14 protein-coding genes are annotated in these 17,049 nt (G+C 71.3%); 1 reads left to right on the top strand and 13 read right to left on the bottom strand.

Annotated elements, in window-relative coordinates; all coding sequences use genetic code 11:
• Positions 1 to 7 precede the first annotated feature (7 nt).
• From OG992_RS01225 to OG992_RS01180, 10 genes are all read right to left on the bottom strand, one after another.
• The gene (locus OG992_RS01225) at positions 8 to 2,182 is read right to left on the bottom strand and encodes a peptidase domain-containing ABC transporter (RefSeq protein WP_266302027.1); all 2,175 of its coding nucleotides are present in this window, start codon (positions 2,180 to 2,182) and stop codon (positions 8 to 10) included.
• Positions 2,179 to 2,676 carry a hypothetical protein gene (locus OG992_RS01220; protein ID WP_238684000.1) on the bottom strand — a complete coding sequence of 166 codons (498 nt, stop codon included), beginning with the start codon at positions 2,674 to 2,676 and terminating at the stop codon, positions 2,179 to 2,181. The genes OG992_RS01225 and OG992_RS01220 overlap by 4 nt, the downstream gene beginning before the upstream one ends.
• Positions 2,669 to 6,007 (bottom strand): type 2 lanthipeptide synthetase LanM family protein, encoded by a 3,339-nt coding sequence (locus tag OG992_RS01215; protein WP_266302026.1) that lies wholly within the window; start codon positions 6,005 to 6,007, stop codon positions 2,669 to 2,671. Before OG992_RS01215 ends, OG992_RS01220 begins: the two co-directional genes overlap by 8 nt.
• Before the next feature lie 93 nt (positions 6,008 to 6,100).
• Positions 6,101 to 6,379: a mersacidin/lichenicidin family type 2 lantibiotic gene (locus tag OG992_RS01210; protein WP_091399738.1), complete on the bottom strand. Its 279-nt coding sequence runs from the start codon at positions 6,377 to 6,379 to the stop codon at positions 6,101 to 6,103.
• An 88-nt stretch (positions 6,380 to 6,467) separates the two neighbouring features.
• Positions 6,468 to 6,719: a mersacidin/lichenicidin family type 2 lantibiotic gene (locus OG992_RS01205; protein ID WP_112603060.1), complete on the bottom strand. Its 252-nt coding sequence runs from the start codon at positions 6,717 to 6,719 to the stop codon at positions 6,468 to 6,470.
• Between the two features lie 73 nt (positions 6,720 to 6,792).
• Positions 6,793 to 10,110: a type 2 lanthipeptide synthetase LanM family protein gene (locus OG992_RS01200; protein WP_266302025.1), complete on the bottom strand. Its 3,318-nt coding sequence runs from the start codon at positions 10,108 to 10,110 to the stop codon at positions 6,793 to 6,795.
• A gap of 33 nt (positions 10,111 to 10,143) precedes the next feature.
• Positions 10,144 to 10,968, bottom strand: coding sequence for an AfsR/SARP family transcriptional regulator (locus OG992_RS01195; protein ID WP_266302024.1), 825 nt, complete (start codon positions 10,966 to 10,968; stop codon positions 10,144 to 10,146).
• 286 nt (positions 10,969 to 11,254) lie between these two features.
• Positions 11,255 to 11,884 (bottom strand): VOC family protein, encoded by a 630-nt coding sequence (locus OG992_RS01190; RefSeq protein WP_238684004.1) that lies wholly within the window; start codon positions 11,882 to 11,884, stop codon positions 11,255 to 11,257.
• A gap of 64 nt (positions 11,885 to 11,948) precedes the next feature.
• A complete protein-coding gene (locus tag OG992_RS01185) occupies positions 11,949 to 13,139 on the bottom strand; it encodes an MFS transporter (RefSeq protein ID WP_238684005.1) in 1,191 nt (396 codons plus the stop codon).
• Between the two features lie 101 nt (positions 13,140 to 13,240).
• Positions 13,241 to 13,720: a MarR family winged helix-turn-helix transcriptional regulator gene (locus tag OG992_RS01180; RefSeq protein WP_266302023.1), complete on the bottom strand. Its 480-nt coding sequence runs from the start codon at positions 13,718 to 13,720 to the stop codon at positions 13,241 to 13,243.
• Positions 13,721 to 13,807: 87 nt separating this feature from the next.
• On the opposite strand from OG992_RS01180, the gene OG992_RS01175 reads away from it, so the two are divergent.
• Positions 13,808 to 14,653, top strand: a complete 846-nt coding sequence (locus tag OG992_RS01175; protein WP_238684007.1) for an SDR family oxidoreductase — start codon at positions 13,808 to 13,810, stop codon at positions 14,651 to 14,653.
• Positions 14,654 to 14,730: 77 nt separating this feature from the next.
• Here the strand turns inward: OG992_RS01175 and OG992_RS01170 are convergent, their stop codons facing one another.
• From OG992_RS01170 to OG992_RS01160, 3 genes are all read right to left on the bottom strand, one after another.
• Positions 14,731 to 15,615: a pyridoxal-phosphate dependent enzyme gene (locus tag OG992_RS01170; RefSeq protein ID WP_266302022.1), complete on the bottom strand. Its 885-nt coding sequence runs from the start codon at positions 15,613 to 15,615 to the stop codon at positions 14,731 to 14,733.
• A gap of 64 nt (positions 15,616 to 15,679) precedes the next feature.
• Positions 15,680 to 16,213: a hypothetical protein gene (locus tag OG992_RS01165; RefSeq protein ID WP_266302021.1), complete on the bottom strand. Its 534-nt coding sequence runs from the start codon at positions 16,211 to 16,213 to the stop codon at positions 15,680 to 15,682.
• Positions 16,214 to 16,256: 43 nt separating this feature from the next.
• A complete protein-coding gene (locus OG992_RS01160) occupies positions 16,257 to 16,973 on the bottom strand; it encodes a GAF and ANTAR domain-containing protein (RefSeq protein ID WP_266302020.1) in 717 nt (238 codons plus the stop codon).
• Between the last annotated feature and the right edge of the window lie 76 nt (positions 16,974 to 17,049).

Genomic DNA, 17,049 nt, shown 5'->3' with positions numbered 1-17,049 from the left:
CGCCCGGCTACAGCGGCCGGGCCGTCTGGAGCTGGTCGCGGATCAGCGCCTCGTAGTAGCGCCCGTGCGCGATCAACTCGTCGTGCGTGCCCTGCTCCACCAGGGAACCCTCCTCCATCACACCGATCAGGTCCGCGTTGAGCACTGTGCTCAACCGGTGCGCGATGACGATCCTGGTGCACGACAGCGCCGAGAGGATGTCGTCCACCCGACGCTCGGTGACCACGTCCAGGTGGCTGGTCGCCTCGTCGAGCAGGAGCAGCGGCGGGTTGTGCACGAGGGCACGGGCGAGGGCCAGCCGTTGTCGTTGACCGCCGGAGAGCCCTCCACCGCCCTCGGTGAGTCGGGTCTCGTACGCCATCGGCATCGCCATGATCTCGTCGTGGATCTGCGCGCGCTCGGCGGCGAGGACGACCTCGTCGTAGCTCGCCGACGGGTGCCCGAGGGAGATGTTGTCGCGGACGGATCCGGCGAACAGGGCGGGCTCCTGGGTGACCATGCCACACCAACGGCGCAGCTCGCGGAAGTCGAGGTCCTGGAGGAGACGGCCGTCGAAGCGGACCTCGCCCTCACTGGGCACGTACAGTCCGATGATCGTCTTGGCGAGCGTCGTCTTACCCGAACCGGTCCGTCCGACCAGCGCCACCTTCGCGCCGGCCGGAATGGAGAGGTCGACCCCGCGTACGGCCCAGGCGGCGTTGGCGCTGTAGCGCATGCCGACTCCGCTGAGCGTCACCTGCCCGGAGATGCGGCCCGGTGGCTGGGACGTGGACCGGTCCTGCTCGGCGGCCTCGTCCATCACGTCCCGGATCCGTTCCAGGTGGGTGCCGACCGTCTGTAGTTGACGGGCCGTGTTGACCAGGCCCATCAGCGGGGTGAGCACGGCAGCGGCGAGAGCGTTGAGCGCCAGCATGGTGCCCAGCGACATCGCGCCGGCGACGACCTGGTGCGCGCCGACCCACAGCAGGAGCAGCGGCGAGCCCATGCGGAACACCCCGAGCGTCGCCTCCAACCCGGTCTCCAGCTGACGGCGGTGCAGCGAGGCGAACTGCCGGGTCTGGAACAGCCCGGACCAGCGGCCGAGGACCTGCTGCTCGGCGCCCATCGCCTTCACCGTCTCGGCGCCGGCCAGCACCTCGACCGCGTAGTTCTGCTCCTCGGCCTGCGCGGCGATGTCCCGATGTGTGCGTTCGCGCATGGCCCGGTACGTCGCCACGATCGCGCCGAGTTGCAGCAGACCCAGGCCGAGCACCAGCCAGGCGTAGAGCGGTGTGAACGCCAGGAGCATGCCGATGTAGACGACGACGAACAGTCCGTCGAGGACGAGCGACATCGTCTGGCTGGTCACCAGGTCGCGGATGACTGTGTTGCTGGACATTCGCATCAGCAGGTCGCCGCTGCTGCGCAGTTGGAAGTACGAGTACGGCAGGGCGAGCAGGTGGTCGAAGAAGCGCCGCATCATGGTGTCGTCCATGCGGGCGTGCAGCACGTTGAGAGCGACACCTCGGGCGTAGGTGCCGACGCCCTGGGTGGCCAACAACAGGAGCATGCCGAGGCCGAGGACGGTCAGGGCCTCGACCTGCCCCTTCCCGATCACCGTGTCGACAGCGAACTTGGTGATCAGTGCCGGCAGCAGCACCGCCAGTTGGAGCAGCAGCGAGACGACCAGGACCAGGCCGAGCAGCGGACGGGAGAAGGTCAGCATGCTGCGGGCGAACCGCAGCGAGGCCAGCCGTCCCGGGCTGGGACGGCGCTCGAACTCCTCACCGGGGGTCAGTTCGATGGCGATGCCGGTGAAGCCCTCGCCGAACTCCTCGCGGCTCATCCGCCGCCGGCCCATCCCCGGGTCGACGACGACGGCGCCGCGTCGGTCCCACCGCTCCAGCACCAGATAGTGCCGGAAGTTCCAGTGCACGATCGCGGGCAGCCGCAGCTGCGGCAGTCCCTCGAGGTCGACGCTGACACCTCGGGCCCGCATGCCCGTCCGGCGGGCGAGTTGGGTCATCTGCAACGCCGTGGCGCCGTCGCGGCCGATGCCCAACTGCTCGCGGCACTCGGCGACGGAGGTCCACCGCCGGTAGGAGCTGAAGACCATGGCCAGGCACGCGGCGCCGCATTCGGTGGCGCTCATCTGGAGCATGATCGGCACCCGGCGGCGCTGTCGCAGCCAGCTCGGCGTCATCGGAGGACCCTCCCAACGCCCGGCACCAACTCCAGCAGTGTGGGGTTGGCGACCACGAGACTGAGCCGGCCGAAGGTCTGCTGCGTCTCGCCGGAGAGCAGGACGATGGTGACCGGCCGGGCCACCTCCGCCGGGATGTTCCAGCGCCGAGCTGCGGCGTCGTCGACGACGACCTCGGCCCGGACGACCCGCAGGGTCGCCCGTCCGCCCTCCTGGACCAGTGTGACCTCAGTGCCCTGCGCCGGCTCGGGGTCGAGGCGTCCGGCGAACATGGAGACCAGGTTCGACCCGTCGGCACCGATCGCCGCGCCGTCGACGGTGCGCGGCACCCGCATCACCGCCGCGAAGCCCAGGCCGACCAGGAGCAGCACGGCGAGCGCGACCAGCGGCCGTCCGGAGGATCGGATCGGGCTGCGTGCGGGGCCGTCGTGCACGCCATCGCGGTAGGTCGCCAACGCCTGCGGGCGGTACGGCCAGACCTGCTGCTCAGCCACGCCGGTCACCGCCCACGGCCGGAATCGGAGGCTCGACCAGCAGGATCGACGGGACCCGGTCCGGCAGGGCCAGGCGCAGCAGGTTGTAGCCGATGCCGGCGATGCCGCTCATCAGGCCGGGAGTCTCCGCGCCGAGTGGAACGCCACACAGCCAGCCGTCCCGGTCGATGTAGTCCAGGATGCTGGCGGCCACAAGCTCGGCCTGTCGGGCGGCGTCCTCGTCGCCGCGGACCCGTGCGGCGGCCAGCAGGGCCTCGACGTTACCGAGGTCGCCGTGGCAGATGCTGTGGTTGCCGGTGCCGGTGATGACCTCGCCGGTCAGGCCGAAGCGCAGCATGCCGGTGCTGGCGTCGGAGAGGTCGCGGTCGAGCAGTTCGTGGTCGTCGACGTAGCCGGCCAGGTCGGCGCGGGCGAGCGCGATGCCGGGCCCGCCGTGGCACCAGGCGACCATGGAGTACCGCTCCGGCGTGGTGTCGCGCAGGTCGAGCCAGCACATGTGCTCCGGGTCGAAGGCCGAGCGTTCGTAGCGCATCGCTCCCTCGACCAGCGGTAGGTGGTCGCGGTTGCCGAGGGCGCGGTCCAACCTGGCCAGGGCGACAGCGATGCCGGACCCGCCGTGTGAGAAACCCGCCAGCGGCCGACTCGGATTCACCGCGCCCGCCCAGCCGATGCCGTCGCCGGCCGGCTCGGCCTTGTCCACCAGGATCCGGGCGAACGTGCGGGCCGCGTCGAGGACCGGCTCCGACGGCCGTGCCGCGTGCAGCGCCAGCAGCGCGAGGATCGCTCCGGCCGCGCCGCTGATCACGTCGTACGCCTCGTCCTGCGGCGCGAGGTGCAGCAGGACGGGAACGATGCGGCCGGCGGCGTCCAACAGGTCGTCGCGCTGCCACAGTGCGCCCAGGTGACTCAACGCGTACAGCGGTCCGCCCAGCTCGTTGAAGGCGCCGACTGTGAAGTTCTCCAGGCTCTCCGTCGGCGTCTCGTCGAGCAGGTCGATCTGACGTACCAACATGCCGGCGGCTACCTCCGCCGCGCTGCGGAAGCGCTGCTCGCCGCTGACCTCGCCGAGGTAGCCGAGGAACAGCGCGATCCCGGACAGCCCGCTGTAGAGGTCGATCCCGACCGGGCCGAGCTGCCAGATCTTGTCGGCCACCAGGGTGTGCCCGAGCCAGGCGATCGAGTCCTCGCCGGTGTCGGCCGACAGCAGCAGCCGATCGCCGGCGGCAACCGCGGCGGCGATGAACCGGTCCACGTCGGCTGGAACGGTGGCGGCGCTGACCTGGTACTCCGACCACTGCCCCTGACTCTCCACGCCCATCGTCAGCGCCGCGAGCGAGCTGCGCAGGATCCAGGTCTGCTGGGCCAGGTGCGTTTCGGAGAGGGCGTCGATGCGCTGCCGCGACCGCTCCAGACCGCTGGTGGGCAGCACCCCGGCGACCACCGAGCCGTCTCCGGCGACGAAGTCGTGCGAGGCGGGCGTCGTGCTGAAGAAGGGGATGTCGCCGCGACTGAGCTGCGCCTGCTCGGCGGTGGCGATACGGGCCTCGGCGCCGGGCCACTCCTCCTGCAACCAGAGGAAGCTGAAGAACCGCTCCCGGTCCAGCGCGTTGCGCAGCAGGTCGGGGTGGCGGCTCTCCTGCAACAGCTTGCCGTAGGTGCGGGTGGCGCGCAGGATCACGCGTACCTCGTCACCGGCGAACGCGGCCACCGGCCCGTCGGGTGCCAGCAACTCGTCGCGGTGGCGGTGCAGCAGCCGGTAGGTCTGCTCGAACCCGGCCATGATGTCGGCGCTGAAGTCGAGGGTGTGGTGTGGCGCGTCGCTCAGGCTGGGCAGGTTCTGCCCGCCGCCCATCTCGATCCGCTTGCGGACCAGGCGCATCTCGTCGGTGCCGGATTCCTCCCAGGTGGCGACCGGGGTGGGCGTGAGCTGCCCGGCGGTGCCGGCCAGGCCGCTGAAGTCGACGCCGCCGACGCCGTCGTCGTCCTGGTAGATGATGGGCCGGGGCAGGAGCCCGACCTCCAGGACCGACTCCCGCATCGTCCGGAACGACTCCGCCGAGACGCCGATCTGCTGGTCCGTCTGCTCGCCCTGCGGATGGAAGAGGGCTTCCAGGTCGACAAGCATCGGGTGCTCGCCGGCGGCGATGATGTTCTCCAGGTGGAAGTCGACGGCCGCGAGGCTGTGCAGCAGCGCCAGGTAGCTGCCCTGCCGGGTGTAGAAGCGGCGCAGCGCGTCGTGATCGGCGCACGGCCCGGCGGTGACGAACTCCGACCAGCCGTAGTCACCGCGGTCGAGCACCCACATGGTGCGCAGCGACGGTTGCGCGCCGCGCGCGTTGAGCCAGTCCAGCAGTTGCTGGAAGTGCAGCTCGACCTGCAGCCCTCGGGGCTTGTAGACAGCGCGGGCGCCGTTGGCGAAGCGGACGAACCCGACCGAGCGACCACCGCGGTGGGAGTCACCAGCGCCGAACGACACCTCCGTCACGCTGCCCAGCTCCGCCGGGTCGCCCAGTCTGGCGGTCAGCGCGGTGGCGTCGGCGGTGAGCCGCTGGGCGAACTCGATCCGGGCGTCCACCCAGTTGTCGATGAGGATTGTCGCGTCCCGGGCCAGCACCGGGTACTCCATCAGGACGTCGAGCGTGTACTTCGGGTCGCGTAGCCTCCGGGCGAAGTCCTGGAAGCGCTGCTGCGAGGTCTCCCCCTCCAACTGCCCCTGCAACCGCAGGACGTTGAGCTCCAGCACGAGCACCCGGCCGACCAGCAGGTTGATCGCCCCGTAGGGCGGCTCGCAGAGTTGGTCGGCGAGCAGGTCGGCATCCAGGTGTGGTCCCGGCGTACCCGCGCAGGCCGCGTGCACCGCCTCGCGTACCCGGCGGACGCCGTCGTCCACCAGCGGGCGCACCAGCTCGACGAACGCGGCGTGCGGGTGCGGCTCGTGGTGGTGGTCGTGGTCGTGGTCGTGGTCGTGCCCGTGGTGGTCGGCGTCAGCGCTCTCGCCCGGCCGGTGGTCGCGCCATGCGCGCTCGATGGTGCGCACGTAGTCCGGGATGTCGGCGAACCTGCTGCGGACCGTCTCCGGCGTCTCGCCGAGCACAGTGGCCAGCGTGGGCTCGTCGAGGTCGAGGGCGTCGAGCCAGCTCTCGAACAGGTCCGTGTCACCGGCGAAGACCGGTTCGTTCTTCCACCGATCAAGCCGGAGCCGTCCCCGGTCCTCGTCCACCGAGCCGGTCGGCGCCGCGCCGCCGAGCCTCTCCGGCAGGGAGTACGCCAGGTACCAGCAGGGGTTCGAAACGTCCACCGGGTCGTGGCCGGGCAGGTGCGACTGCGTCATCGGGGGTGCTCTCTCTCGCGCAGCGGTCGGGTCTCGCGGCCGGCGGTGCCCGGACACCTCAGGCGTCCGGGCACCGCCGGTCAAGCGGGTGGATCAGGCGGTGCACAGACCACAGGTCGACTGCGTCTGGCAGGTGCCACAGGTGGTTCCGCCGCACGTCGCGCCACAGGAACCGCACGGGGTCTCCCGGGCGGTGAAGCCGCCGCAGCAGCCGAGGGTCCACAGTCCCTCGGTGCGCGCGCCGGCGATGTGCGCGAGGACGTCGTCACCGAGCTCGACGACGCCGCAGGGGTGCTCCGGCAGCGCCGCCAACTGCTCGGCGGAAAGGCTCGCCCGGTACTCGGGGTCCTTCCAGGCTTGCACGATGTTCATTAAGGGCTCTCCTCAGGGAATTCGGGGTGTGCCGGCGAGGAAACGCGTCCGTGCGGGACGGTTCGGGTTCGCCGCCGAGGTGGTTCGGTCAGCCGCAGCAGCCGGCGGTGAACGCCGCGCAGGTGCCGTTGCAGAAGGTGCCGTTGAAGGAGAAGCAGCCGGCGGCCCCGGTGACCACGGTGATCGTGGGAGTCGGGGTCCACGTGCCGCCGTCGGCGCCGTCGAGCTCCTGGTCGTTCAGCTCGACGAAGCCGGCCGGGTTCGCCGGCAGGCTGGCCCGGTCCTCGGCGCTGAGGGACGCCCGGTAGACCGGGTCCTTCCACGCCCTGATGTAGTCCATGTGAAACTCCGATCTATAGGTGGTGAAGCGCGATACGTGGATGGACCTCCACGGGCGGAACCGTAGGACCGCGCTATGGCAGATCGATGGCACCGCGATGGTCGGTCGGCGGCTCCAGCAGCAGCACCGACGGCACACCCGCCGGGTCGGCCCAGCGCAGGAGCGCGTAGCCGATGCCGGCCAGGCCGCTCATCAGCCCCGGTGTCTCCACTCCCCGGGGCACGCCGCACCGCCAGTCACGATTCTCGATGTCCACGACGGCGGTCGCCGCGATCGCGGCGGCGCGCTGGGCCGCCTCGTCGTCCCCGAGGGCTCGGGCGGCGGCCAGCGCCGCCTCGGCGTTGCCGAGGTCCCCGTGACAGATCGAGTGGTTGTGCAGCAGGTTGCTCGGCTCCAGCGACGCCGTCAGCGCACGCCGCAGGTCGTCGCGCACCAGCGCGTCGTCGGTGGCGTAGCCCAGGAGTTCGGCGCGGGCCATCGCGACCCCGGCCGCGCCGTGGCACCAGGCGACCATGGAGTCGCCTTCCGGCGTGTCCGGGCGCAGGTCGCGCCAGTTGCCGGTCGCCTCGTCGTACGCGGTGCGTTCGTAGCGCAGCGCCGCGTCGACCGCGTCGCGATGCTCGTGCGTCCCGGTGTACCGGTCCCATCGGGCCAGGGCGGTCGCGATACCGGACGCGCCGTGGGAGAAGCCGGCCAGCGGCGTGTCCGCGTAGAGGGTGCCGGACCAGCCGACCCCGTCGCCGACCGGCCGTGCACCGCTGAGCGTGTGCCGGGCCAGCGTCCGGGCGCCGTCGAGCAGGCTGGGGTCCGCGGTGACCCGGTGCAGCGACAGCAGGGCCAGCAGCCCGCCGGCGCTGCCGTTGATGATGTCGTACTCGCGGCTTTCGGTGGCGTGCGTGACCATCGACGCGGCCAGGCCCACGGCGGTGTCGACCAGGTCGGCGCGGTCCAGGACAGCGGTGAGGTGGCTCAGGGCGTACACCGAACCGCCCAGATGGTCGAAGCCACCGACGCCCGCGGTCGCGGTCGGGCCGGCGAGCCAGCTCCGCGCCTCGCGGAGCATCATCGTGGCGGCCCGGTCGGCGGCCTGCCGGTAGACAGTGTCGCCGGTGACGTCCGCCAGCCGGGCGAGGAACAGGGCGATGCCACTGATGCCGTTGTAGAGGTCCATCGCGCTCGGGCCGAGCATCCACACCTTGTCGGCGATCAGGCTCAGGCCCAGCCAGCAGATCCGGTCGTCCTCGGTGAGCGCGGTCGCCAGCAACCGATCCCCGATGATGCGCGCCGCGTCGACGAAGCGTTCAGGTGCGACCGTCGCGGGGGCAACAGGCGAGTGCACGACAGTCGCGGGTACGACCAGCGGCGGCAGGACCACCGCGCCCGGGCGGCTCGCTGGACGCCACCGTGACGGGTCTCCCATGATCAGCGCGGTGAGCGAGGCTTCGATGATCCAACTCTGCTGGGCCAGGTGGTCTTCGGACATGCCCACCAGTCGGTCGCGGACCGCGTCCAGGCCGGTCTGGCGCAGTGCCCCCGGCACCGCGGTGCCGTCGCCGCCGGTGAGGTCCGTCGACGACGGTGTGGTCACGAAGATCGGCACGTCGCCGGCGTACATCTGGGCCAGTTCCGCGGCGATGAGGAGGTCGCGGTCCTCGCGGTCCTCGTGCCCGGCCCACAGGTTCTCGAAGTACCGGTCCCGGTCCAACGCGTCCCGCAGCAGGTCCGGGTGCTGCGCCTCGGCGAGCAGCCGGACGTACGACTCGGTGGCGCGCAGGACCACCCGCACCTCGTCGTGCGCGAACGCGGCCAACGGGCCGGACGGCCCCAGCAACTCGTCCCGGTGTCGCAGCAGGATCCGGTAGAGCGTGCGGTATCCGTCGCCGATCTCGGGCGCGAACTCCGTCACGTCCAGACGCTGCTCGCCGAGGGTGGGCAGGTTCCCCGAACCGGGCAGCGGGACCCGCCGCCGGTCCAGGCGCATCTCGTCGGTGCCGAACCCGTCCCAGACCGTGACCGGCCGGGCGGTCAACTGCCCACCGGCCCCGGACATCCCGCTCATGTCGAACTGGTTGACCTGGTTGCCCTCGGTCCAGAGCACGGGTGCCGGCAGCAGCCCCACAGTGACGACGGACCTGCTCATCAACCCGACCCCGACGCTCTGCAGGTAGCCCGCCTGGTCACCGATCGGCCGCTCCCACTGCCAGTTGTGCAGCATCGCCTCCAGATCGATGAGCATCGGGTGCTCACCGGAGGCGATCACATTCTCCTGATGGAAGTCCGTCGCGCCGAGGGCCTGCAACAGGGCCAGGAGCGCGCCCTGTCGCCGATGGAACCGGCCGAGGGCCTCGCGGTCGGCGCAGGGTCCACTCTCGACGAACTCGGTCCACCCGTACACCTCGCGGTCGACGACCCAGAACGTCCGCAGCGCGGGGTGCGCGCCACGCTCGTTGAGCCAGGCCAACAGGTGTTGGAAGTGGCAGTCGACCTGTAGGCGCCGGGGCTTGTACATCACCCGCGCGCCGGTCGCGAAGCGGACGACCGCCACCGAGCGACCGCCCCGATGGTTGTCCCCCGCCCCGAAGCTCACCTCGGCCAGGTCGCCGAGCGAGTCCGGCCCGCCGCACCGGTCGGACAGCTCCGCGTGGTCGGCGACGACGCGCTCGGCGAACTCCAGCCGGCTGGCCTCCCAGTTGTCGACGACCCGCACCAGATCCCGGGCCAGCACCGGATATTCGCGCAGCAGGCGCAACGCGTGCTGCGGCTGCTCCAACCGGTGCAGGAAGTCGTGGAAGCGCTCGTGCGGGCTGCTCCCGGACAGCTCGCCCCGGATCCGCAGCACGTTGAGTTCCAGCGCCATCGTCCGGGCCACCAGCATGTTGACGGTGTCGACCGGCCCCGGGCCCAACCGCGTGGTCAGCGCCTCGGCGGACAGGTGCGGGTGGCCGTCGACGATCGCCGCCACCCGCGCGCCCAACCGTTCGAGTGCGGCGGCGATCAGTGGCGCGACGAGCGCCGCGAATCCCGCGCTGTCATCGTGTCCGGCCGCGCCGTGGCCGGGTGCCACAGTGGCGGCCCGATGTCGCCGCGCGGCCTCGACCAGCCGCCGGGCGTAATCCGGTGCCGTGTCGAACCGGGCCCGAACGGTCTCGGGCTGCTCGCTCAGGACCCGGATCAGACCGGCCTCGTCGAGCCCGTGCTGGGTCAGCCGCTGCGGGATCAGGTCGGGCCGCCTCGCGTGCACCGGCTCGTCCAGCCACATCTTCAGCCGGATCCGGCCGAGATCCTCGTCGACGGGGCCGGTGGGCACCGCGCCGGTCAGCCGCTCCCGCAGGGAGTGACCCAGAAACCATCCGGCGTCCCCCGGCTGCACCGGGGCAAGGCCGTCGTCCATCTGCTCCGCCTCACCGCGCGGCATCGCCGCGCATCACGTGGTGGTGGCCGCCCGTGCCCGGGCGGGTCCTTCGGGAAAACGGCCCGACACCCAGGGCGGGCCCAGGTCGCCGCGCAACATCGAGGTGTACGCCGCGAGCAGCGCCGGGGTCGGCTCGACGCCCAACTCGGTCGCGAGGCGGGTACGGAAGGCGCCGAACACATCCATCGCCTCGCCCTGCCTGCCGGTCTGGTACAGGGCGGTCATCAGCATGATCGCCAGCCGTTCCCGCAGGGGATACTCCGCCTGCAAGGCGATGAGCGCGGGGATCGCCCGGTGGCAGTCGCCCAGCCGCAGGTGCAGTTCCAGCCGGTGTTCCAAACAGACGACGCGGCGTTCGAGCAGGTGTTGCCGACGGCTCTCCGCGTACGGACCGGTCAGGCCCGCCAACGGCTCGCCCGCCCAGCTCTGCTCGGCCTCGGCCAGTAGCGCTGCGGCCCCGGCGAGGTCGCCGGCCGTCTCGGCGGCAGCCGCCCGCTCAACCGCCTCGTCGAAGTCCGCGACGTCGGTGCGGGCCGACCCGAGACGCAGCCGGTAGCCGATCCGGGAACTGTCGATCGCGGGACCGTCGCTGCCGACGCACGCCGCCTGGAGCGTGCGCCGCAGCCGGTAGATGTACGGCGGGATCAGCTTCGTGCCGGTCGCCGGGGCCTGGCCGCCCCAGACTCCCTGCAGGATCGACGCCGGTGTGACAACGCGGTTCGCGTTGAACAGCAGGATCGCGAAGACCGCCTGTTGCCGGACGGGCCCGAGGTCGAGCCACTCTCTGCCGACCTCGGCGTGCAGCGGGCCGAGGGCGAGAAACCGTACCCGCGTCACGGCATCGCACCGCCCGCACCAGGACTCGTCATCGAGGTCTCCTCCCTACCGGCGGCCGGGGGACCGCACACAGGCGACGAGGCACGGCACCCACCCGGTCAGCTCTGAATCCGGCGGTGCCGCTGGATCGAAGATCATCGTGTCCAGGGGATGGTAGGACGGTCGGCGTACAACTCGCGTACATCGCCCGTACGAACAGCGCGCAGCGAGGAGCGGTGCTGCCGGTGAGTCATCAGGTGACTCACCGGCAGCACCGCGATCAGCAGGTCTTACGCGTGGACGTCGCTCACTCGGGCGGCTTGGCCCCCGACTGCTCGCTGACCATGTACGCCGCGTACCAGTCGGGCCAGTTGTCGTCATGCTCGCCGGTACGTTCCTCGTGCTCACCGTGCGCGGCCGCCGCGCGCCGAAGCGCGCTCGCCAGGTCGCTCGTGGAGCCGAACGACGTGAGGCCACCCTCGATGCGTCCGGGAAGCCTGGTCGTGATCTCCTGCATCAGCCAGGTGTTGCCGTCCGGGTCGCGCAGCGTGGCGCGCGAGAAGTAGCTGCGCCGCTGCGGGTCCGGCCCGTCGACCGGGCCGTCCGGGGTGACGTGGAAGACGTCGCCGACCTCGACACCGGCGGCGGCGAGTGTGTCGTGGGCAGCCTCGATGTCGGACACGATCAGGTACGCCATGGCCGAGCCGGGTGCCGCCGACGTGAGCCCGGGGCCGAACTGTACGGAACACGGGGAGCCGTGTGGCGTCAACTGGACGATGCCGGGCGGGGTCTGGTCGAGCCGCCACCCGAGCCGTTCGTAGAACGCCTTCGCCCGGTCGACATCCGAGACCGGGATGACGATCACCTCAAGCTTGACGTCCAGGCTCTCGATGCGCGACGTCGCAGTCGCCTCGCCCTGGGTCACTTTCGGGCTCATCGCCCCTCCCTTTCTGATCATGACGCTGCTGGATGCGTCAGTGCTCGGCGCCGGCCTCCCGGCATCAGCCCGGCGCCATCCTGGTGGCCCTGCGCACGCCCAACAGGGCGACCAGGGCGAGGAGGATGACGGCGACGGAGTACTCGTCGGCGGTCCTCGGCAGGCCGCCGGCGTAGACCACGAGGAAGCCGGCGATCACCGTGGGGAGACCGAAGCCGACGTAGCAGACGACGTAGAGCACTGACAGCACGCTGGCGCGTTGGTGTGCCTCGACCAGCGGCATGACCGTCTTGAGGCTGCCCTGGAAGCCGCTGCCGAAGCCGACGCCCCCGAGCGCGAGGCCGACGAAGAAGACCGGGATGGACTGCGCCATGACGGCCACCAATGTGACGATCATGCCCAGGATGAGCGCGACGATCCCGGTCAGGATCACGGTCCGCGCGGCGGTGTTGCGCTGGACCAGCACGGCGATCGACCCGAAGACGGCGAAGACGAAGAGGACCAGACCGCCGACCACGATCGACGTGTTCATGAGGCTGCGGATCAGCGCCGGGCCGAGCGCGCCGAAGAACCCGGCCAGCGCCCAGACCGCGAAGAGCACCGGGATGACGACCAGGACCGGTTGGCGCACCGAGCGGGGCAGCGTGATGTCCGGCCGCAGGCTGCCTCGGGCCCCGGCCATCGGGGTGACCGTCTCCGGCATCAGCGCGACCCCGACGGCCTGGATCAGCAGGATCACGAGCAGCACGACGTACACCAGTCGCGTCGGCGCGGGCAGGAACTGGATGAGTAGCGCCGAGAGCAGGGCGCCGCTTCCGGTTCCGATGCCGGGGGCGATCGAGTTCGCGAGCGTGCCCCGGGCCCGGTCGATGTCGAGCATGGCGGCGCCCACCGCGCCGGTGGCGGCACCGGCTGCCAGCCCCTGCACGAGGCGGGCGACCAGCAGGGCCGCAACGCCGTTGGCGACGATGAAGACGACAAGCGCGAGCATCTGCACAGCGATCGCGACGGCCAGCACCGGCCGCCGACCGACGTGGTCGGACAACCTGCCGAACGTGAGCAGCGACGCCAGCACCGCCAGGGCGTAGACGGCGAACACCACAGTGGTGGTGACCGGCGAGAAGTGCCAGCGTTCCTGGTACACACCGTAGAGCGGGGTCGGGGCCGCCGACGCGGCCAGGAACGACACCAGGACCGACGCCAGCAGCACCAGGGAGACCGTCGGTGTGAGTCGGGCCCGCCCCGCGATAGGCATGTCGGTGCTCCTCGGCTGCGTGGAAGGCGGTCAGCCCGGGGCGGTCCGCCGGCCCCGGGGGGCCACGGCGGCGTACCCGGTTGACGCCGGCACATGCCAGCTCAGCCCTCGGTGTCCGGGCCGGTCGCCGGGAGGCTCGCCACGCCGCGGGCCAGCGCGTCTCGGAAGTCGCGGTACCGGTCGGGGCCGAGCGTGTCGGCGAGTTTCTGCTCGATCAGGTGCACGAAGCCGTCGGAGGCCGCGATGAAGCGGAGACCCCGATCCGTCGGCACGATCAACTTTGCCCGGCGGTCGGCTGGGTCGGGCGTACGCCGGACGTAGCCCAGCCGTTCCAACTCGTCGAGGATCGCGCCCATCGTCTGCTTGTTGCGGCCGGCCAGCCGGGCCAGTTCGCCGGGGCGGGTGCCCTCGGCGTCCAGGTACGCGAGGACCGCGCCGTGGCGCGGCCGGACGTCGTCGAACCCCTGCTCCGCCGAGCGTCGGAAGATCTCCCGCTGGACACGCGCGGAGAGCTGCACGGCCAGGATCCCGAGGTCGGGGTCCTGCTCCTTCAGTGTGCTGCGCTTCATAATTTGGTCCAATCATTGGACTGTACAAGTTTTGGACTATATCGTCGGTGCCGGCGACCGGTGGTCCGACCTCGGTCCGCCTGACCGAGGAGGATGACCATGACCATTCTGATAACCGGGGCAAACGGCACCGTGTCGCGGGAGGTGCTGCGGGAGTTGGCCGGCAAGCAGCCGCTGCGCGCCCTCGTCCGGGACGCGTCGCGCACGCCAGGGCTCGATGGGGTCGAGTACGTCGTCGGCGACCTGGACCGCCCCACCACACTGACCGCCGCCTTCGAGGGCGTGACGACGCTCTGGCTGCTGATGCCGATGGGCCCACTGGCACCGAGCCAGAGCATGAACGCGGTGTGGGCGGCCCGGCAGGCCGGCGTCCGGCACGTCGTCCGGCTCTCCGCGATCGGCGCCGCGCACGACGCGCCCACCCGCAACGGCCGCCTGCACGCGCTCTCCGACGCGGAGCTACAGGAGTCCGGTATCCCCTGGACCATCCTGCGACCGAGTCACTTCATGCAGAACCTGCTCGGCGCCAAGGCCGGTGAGCACCTCTACGGTCTCTTCGGTGACGCGCGGGTCGGCCTGATCGACGCCCGGGACATCGCCGCCACAGGGGCAGCGATTCTCGCCGCGCCGGAGCAGCACCAGGGCAAGATCTACACTCCCACCGGCCCGGAGAGCATCACTCTCGACCAGGCGGCCGACGAGATCGCCCGCACCCTCGGCGAGCCGGTGCGCTACGTGCCGCAGAGCCCGGAGCAGGCACGCGACGGCCTGCTCCAGGCCGGCCTCGACCAGTGGTCGGCCGAGGTCCTCGCCGAGTACCGGGTCGCCTACGGTTCCGGGTGGGGCGACTTCACCAACGACCACGTCGAGCGGATCGTCGGCCGGCAGCCGCGGAGCTTCGCCGAGTTCGTTCGCGATCACCGCGAGCACTTCGCCAGCGTCTGATCCGTCGACAGCTCGGCACGGTGCCCTCCGGCGCGATTCCACCGGAGGGCACCGCCGTGCGTGCCCGGCCGGTTCCCCTACAGCTCGGGGTGGCCGAAGAGCCCCGGCAGCCCGCCGGTGTGCACAAAGACGACCCGGTCGCCGTGCGGAAAGCTGCCGGCCAGAAGCGCCGCCATCGCCCGACCGGTGTACGTCGGATCCAGGAAGACCCCCTCCGTACGCGCGGTCACCTCCAGCGCCGTCCGGACGGCGTCGGTCAGCGTGCGGTATCCCGCACCCACCTGGGTGCCGTCGATCCGCAGCGCGTCCGGTTCGACCTCGTCGGCGAGCAGCCCGGCGACAGTCGCCCGTGGGTCGGGCACGGCGCCGACATCCACGCCGATCACCCGCTGCGCGCCCAACTCCCGCACCAGGCCGGCCATCGTCCCGCCGGAACCGAGCGCCGCCACCACCTCGACCCCGTCGGCGTCAGGCAACTGGGCCCGCAACTCCCGACCGCAGTCCACATAGCCCTGGATCGACGCGGGTGAGGTGCCGCCGAACGGGATGACGTACGCCGATCGTCGCTCCGCCTCGACCGCCACCACCTCGGCGAGCGGACTGTCTCCGGCCCAGACGATCTCCGCGCCGGCGAGCCCGTCGAGCAGCAGGTTGCCTCGTCGACGCTCCGGGGGCGGGCCGGCGAGCACCAGCACACAGGAGAGGCCAAGCCGCGCGGCAGCGGCAGCGGTGAGCCGGGCGTGGTTGCTCTGCGGCGCCCCCGAGGTGATCAGCGTGGTGGCGCCGTCGGCGATCGCCTGCGCGCAGGTGTACCGGAGCTTGCGGATCTTGTTGCCGCCCCCGCCGAGGCCGTTGAGATCGTCGCGCTTGAACCAGAGCTCGGCCAGCCCCAGCCGGGCGGCGAGCCGGGGTGCGGCCTCCAGCGGCGTCGGCCAGGTACCGAGGGGAACGGGTGTGATCATCCGTGCAGCTAAACACTCCCCGGCCGCGCACGCAGCTTCCTGGCCGTGGGCGCTCTTCCGAGGGCTAGGCCCGGCGTGCTGCTGCCCGGGGCAGCGGACCGACGTCCGAGTGGCGACCGGAACGCAGCGCCGCGTGCCGCTGCCCGGGACCCGCTCCGTCGCGGGCGGCGAGCGCGTCGGCCACCGCTCCGGTGGCGAACGCGTAGATGGACTTGTGCAACACGTCGATGGCGAGTTCGGGGCGGGGCCAGGTCAGTGGGGGCGCCCCCACGCCGGTGGCGTTCTCCAGGATCTGGTCGTTGGTCAGGCGCACCGCCGTGAACATCGTCGAAGCCCAGGTGCCCCGCAGCCCGGCCTGCGCCATGACACTGCGCAGCACGCCGACCAGCGCGCCCTGGCCGTAGTGCATCGCCAGGTTCTGCCAGCGGGGCTGCTGCCCTGAGGATTCCGGCAGGCCGGTCAGCCTGACCAGAACCCGGGCCGGCACGTAGGAGTCGGGCCGACCGGTCAGCCGCTGTTCGATCTTCTCGGCGGCTGTCATCACCGCAGCCCCGGCCAGGCCCGCCACCAGCCCCTGCCACACCGCTCGCTTCAGCATGGTTCAGCCCTACCCACGGCCCAGGCACCCACACCCCCGAATCTCAAGACCCTTGGGAGGTTCCCACTGCCTGGCCGACCAGGGCCTCCGCTACCTCGCGCACCTTTCGGTTGGTGTCCTGGGAGATCTTCGACAGCAGCGCGAACGCCTCCTCCGACGAGCACCGCCGGCTGCCCATGATGATCCCCTTGGCCTGCTCGATCACGGCTCGATTCCGCATCGCCTCCTGCATCTGCGCGGCCAGCGTGGCGGCGTTCTCGTACAGGTGCGCGTTGGCCAGTGCCACCGCCGCATAGGCGGCGAAGCCCTCCGCACTGGCGATCGAGGACGGATCGAACGCGTTCGGCGAATCGCTGTAGACGTTGAGCGCGCCGACAACCGAGCCCTGGATGGGAAGCCCGATGGAGAGGGAACTCTGCACGCCGGCGGCGCGAGCCCTCTCCGCCCATGCTGGCCAGCGCTCTTCGGTGTCCATGTCCGGCACGGAGATGGTGTCACCACTGGCGGAGGCATCCAGGCAGGGGCCCCGGTGCTGCTCGTACTGCCACTCGTCCAGCTGACGGGCCAACTCGCCGGTGAATGCCCCGGTCCAACCGACCCGACCCCGCACCAGGGTGACAGTCACCTCTCTCGTCCCGGCAATGCTTCCCTTGGCGAGTTCGGCGATCCGGAGCAGCATGTCGTCCAGGCTGATCTCGTCGAGCCTGACCCGGCCCAGCTCGGCCAACGCGTCGGCGGGATCCATCCTCGGCTGCGTCATCGCAGCGTCCTACCCCCTGAATCAGCCGCTCACACCCTGCCGAGGGTTTGGCGGCCCGCGTTCCCACAGATCAGCT

Origin of the sequence: Micromonospora sp. NBC_00362 (assembly GCF_026342155.1) — a bacterium.
GTDB lineage: Bacteria > Actinomycetota > Actinomycetes > Mycobacteriales > Micromonosporaceae > Micromonospora > Micromonospora hortensis.
This window is presented reverse-complemented; position numbering and strand designations above follow the sequence as displayed.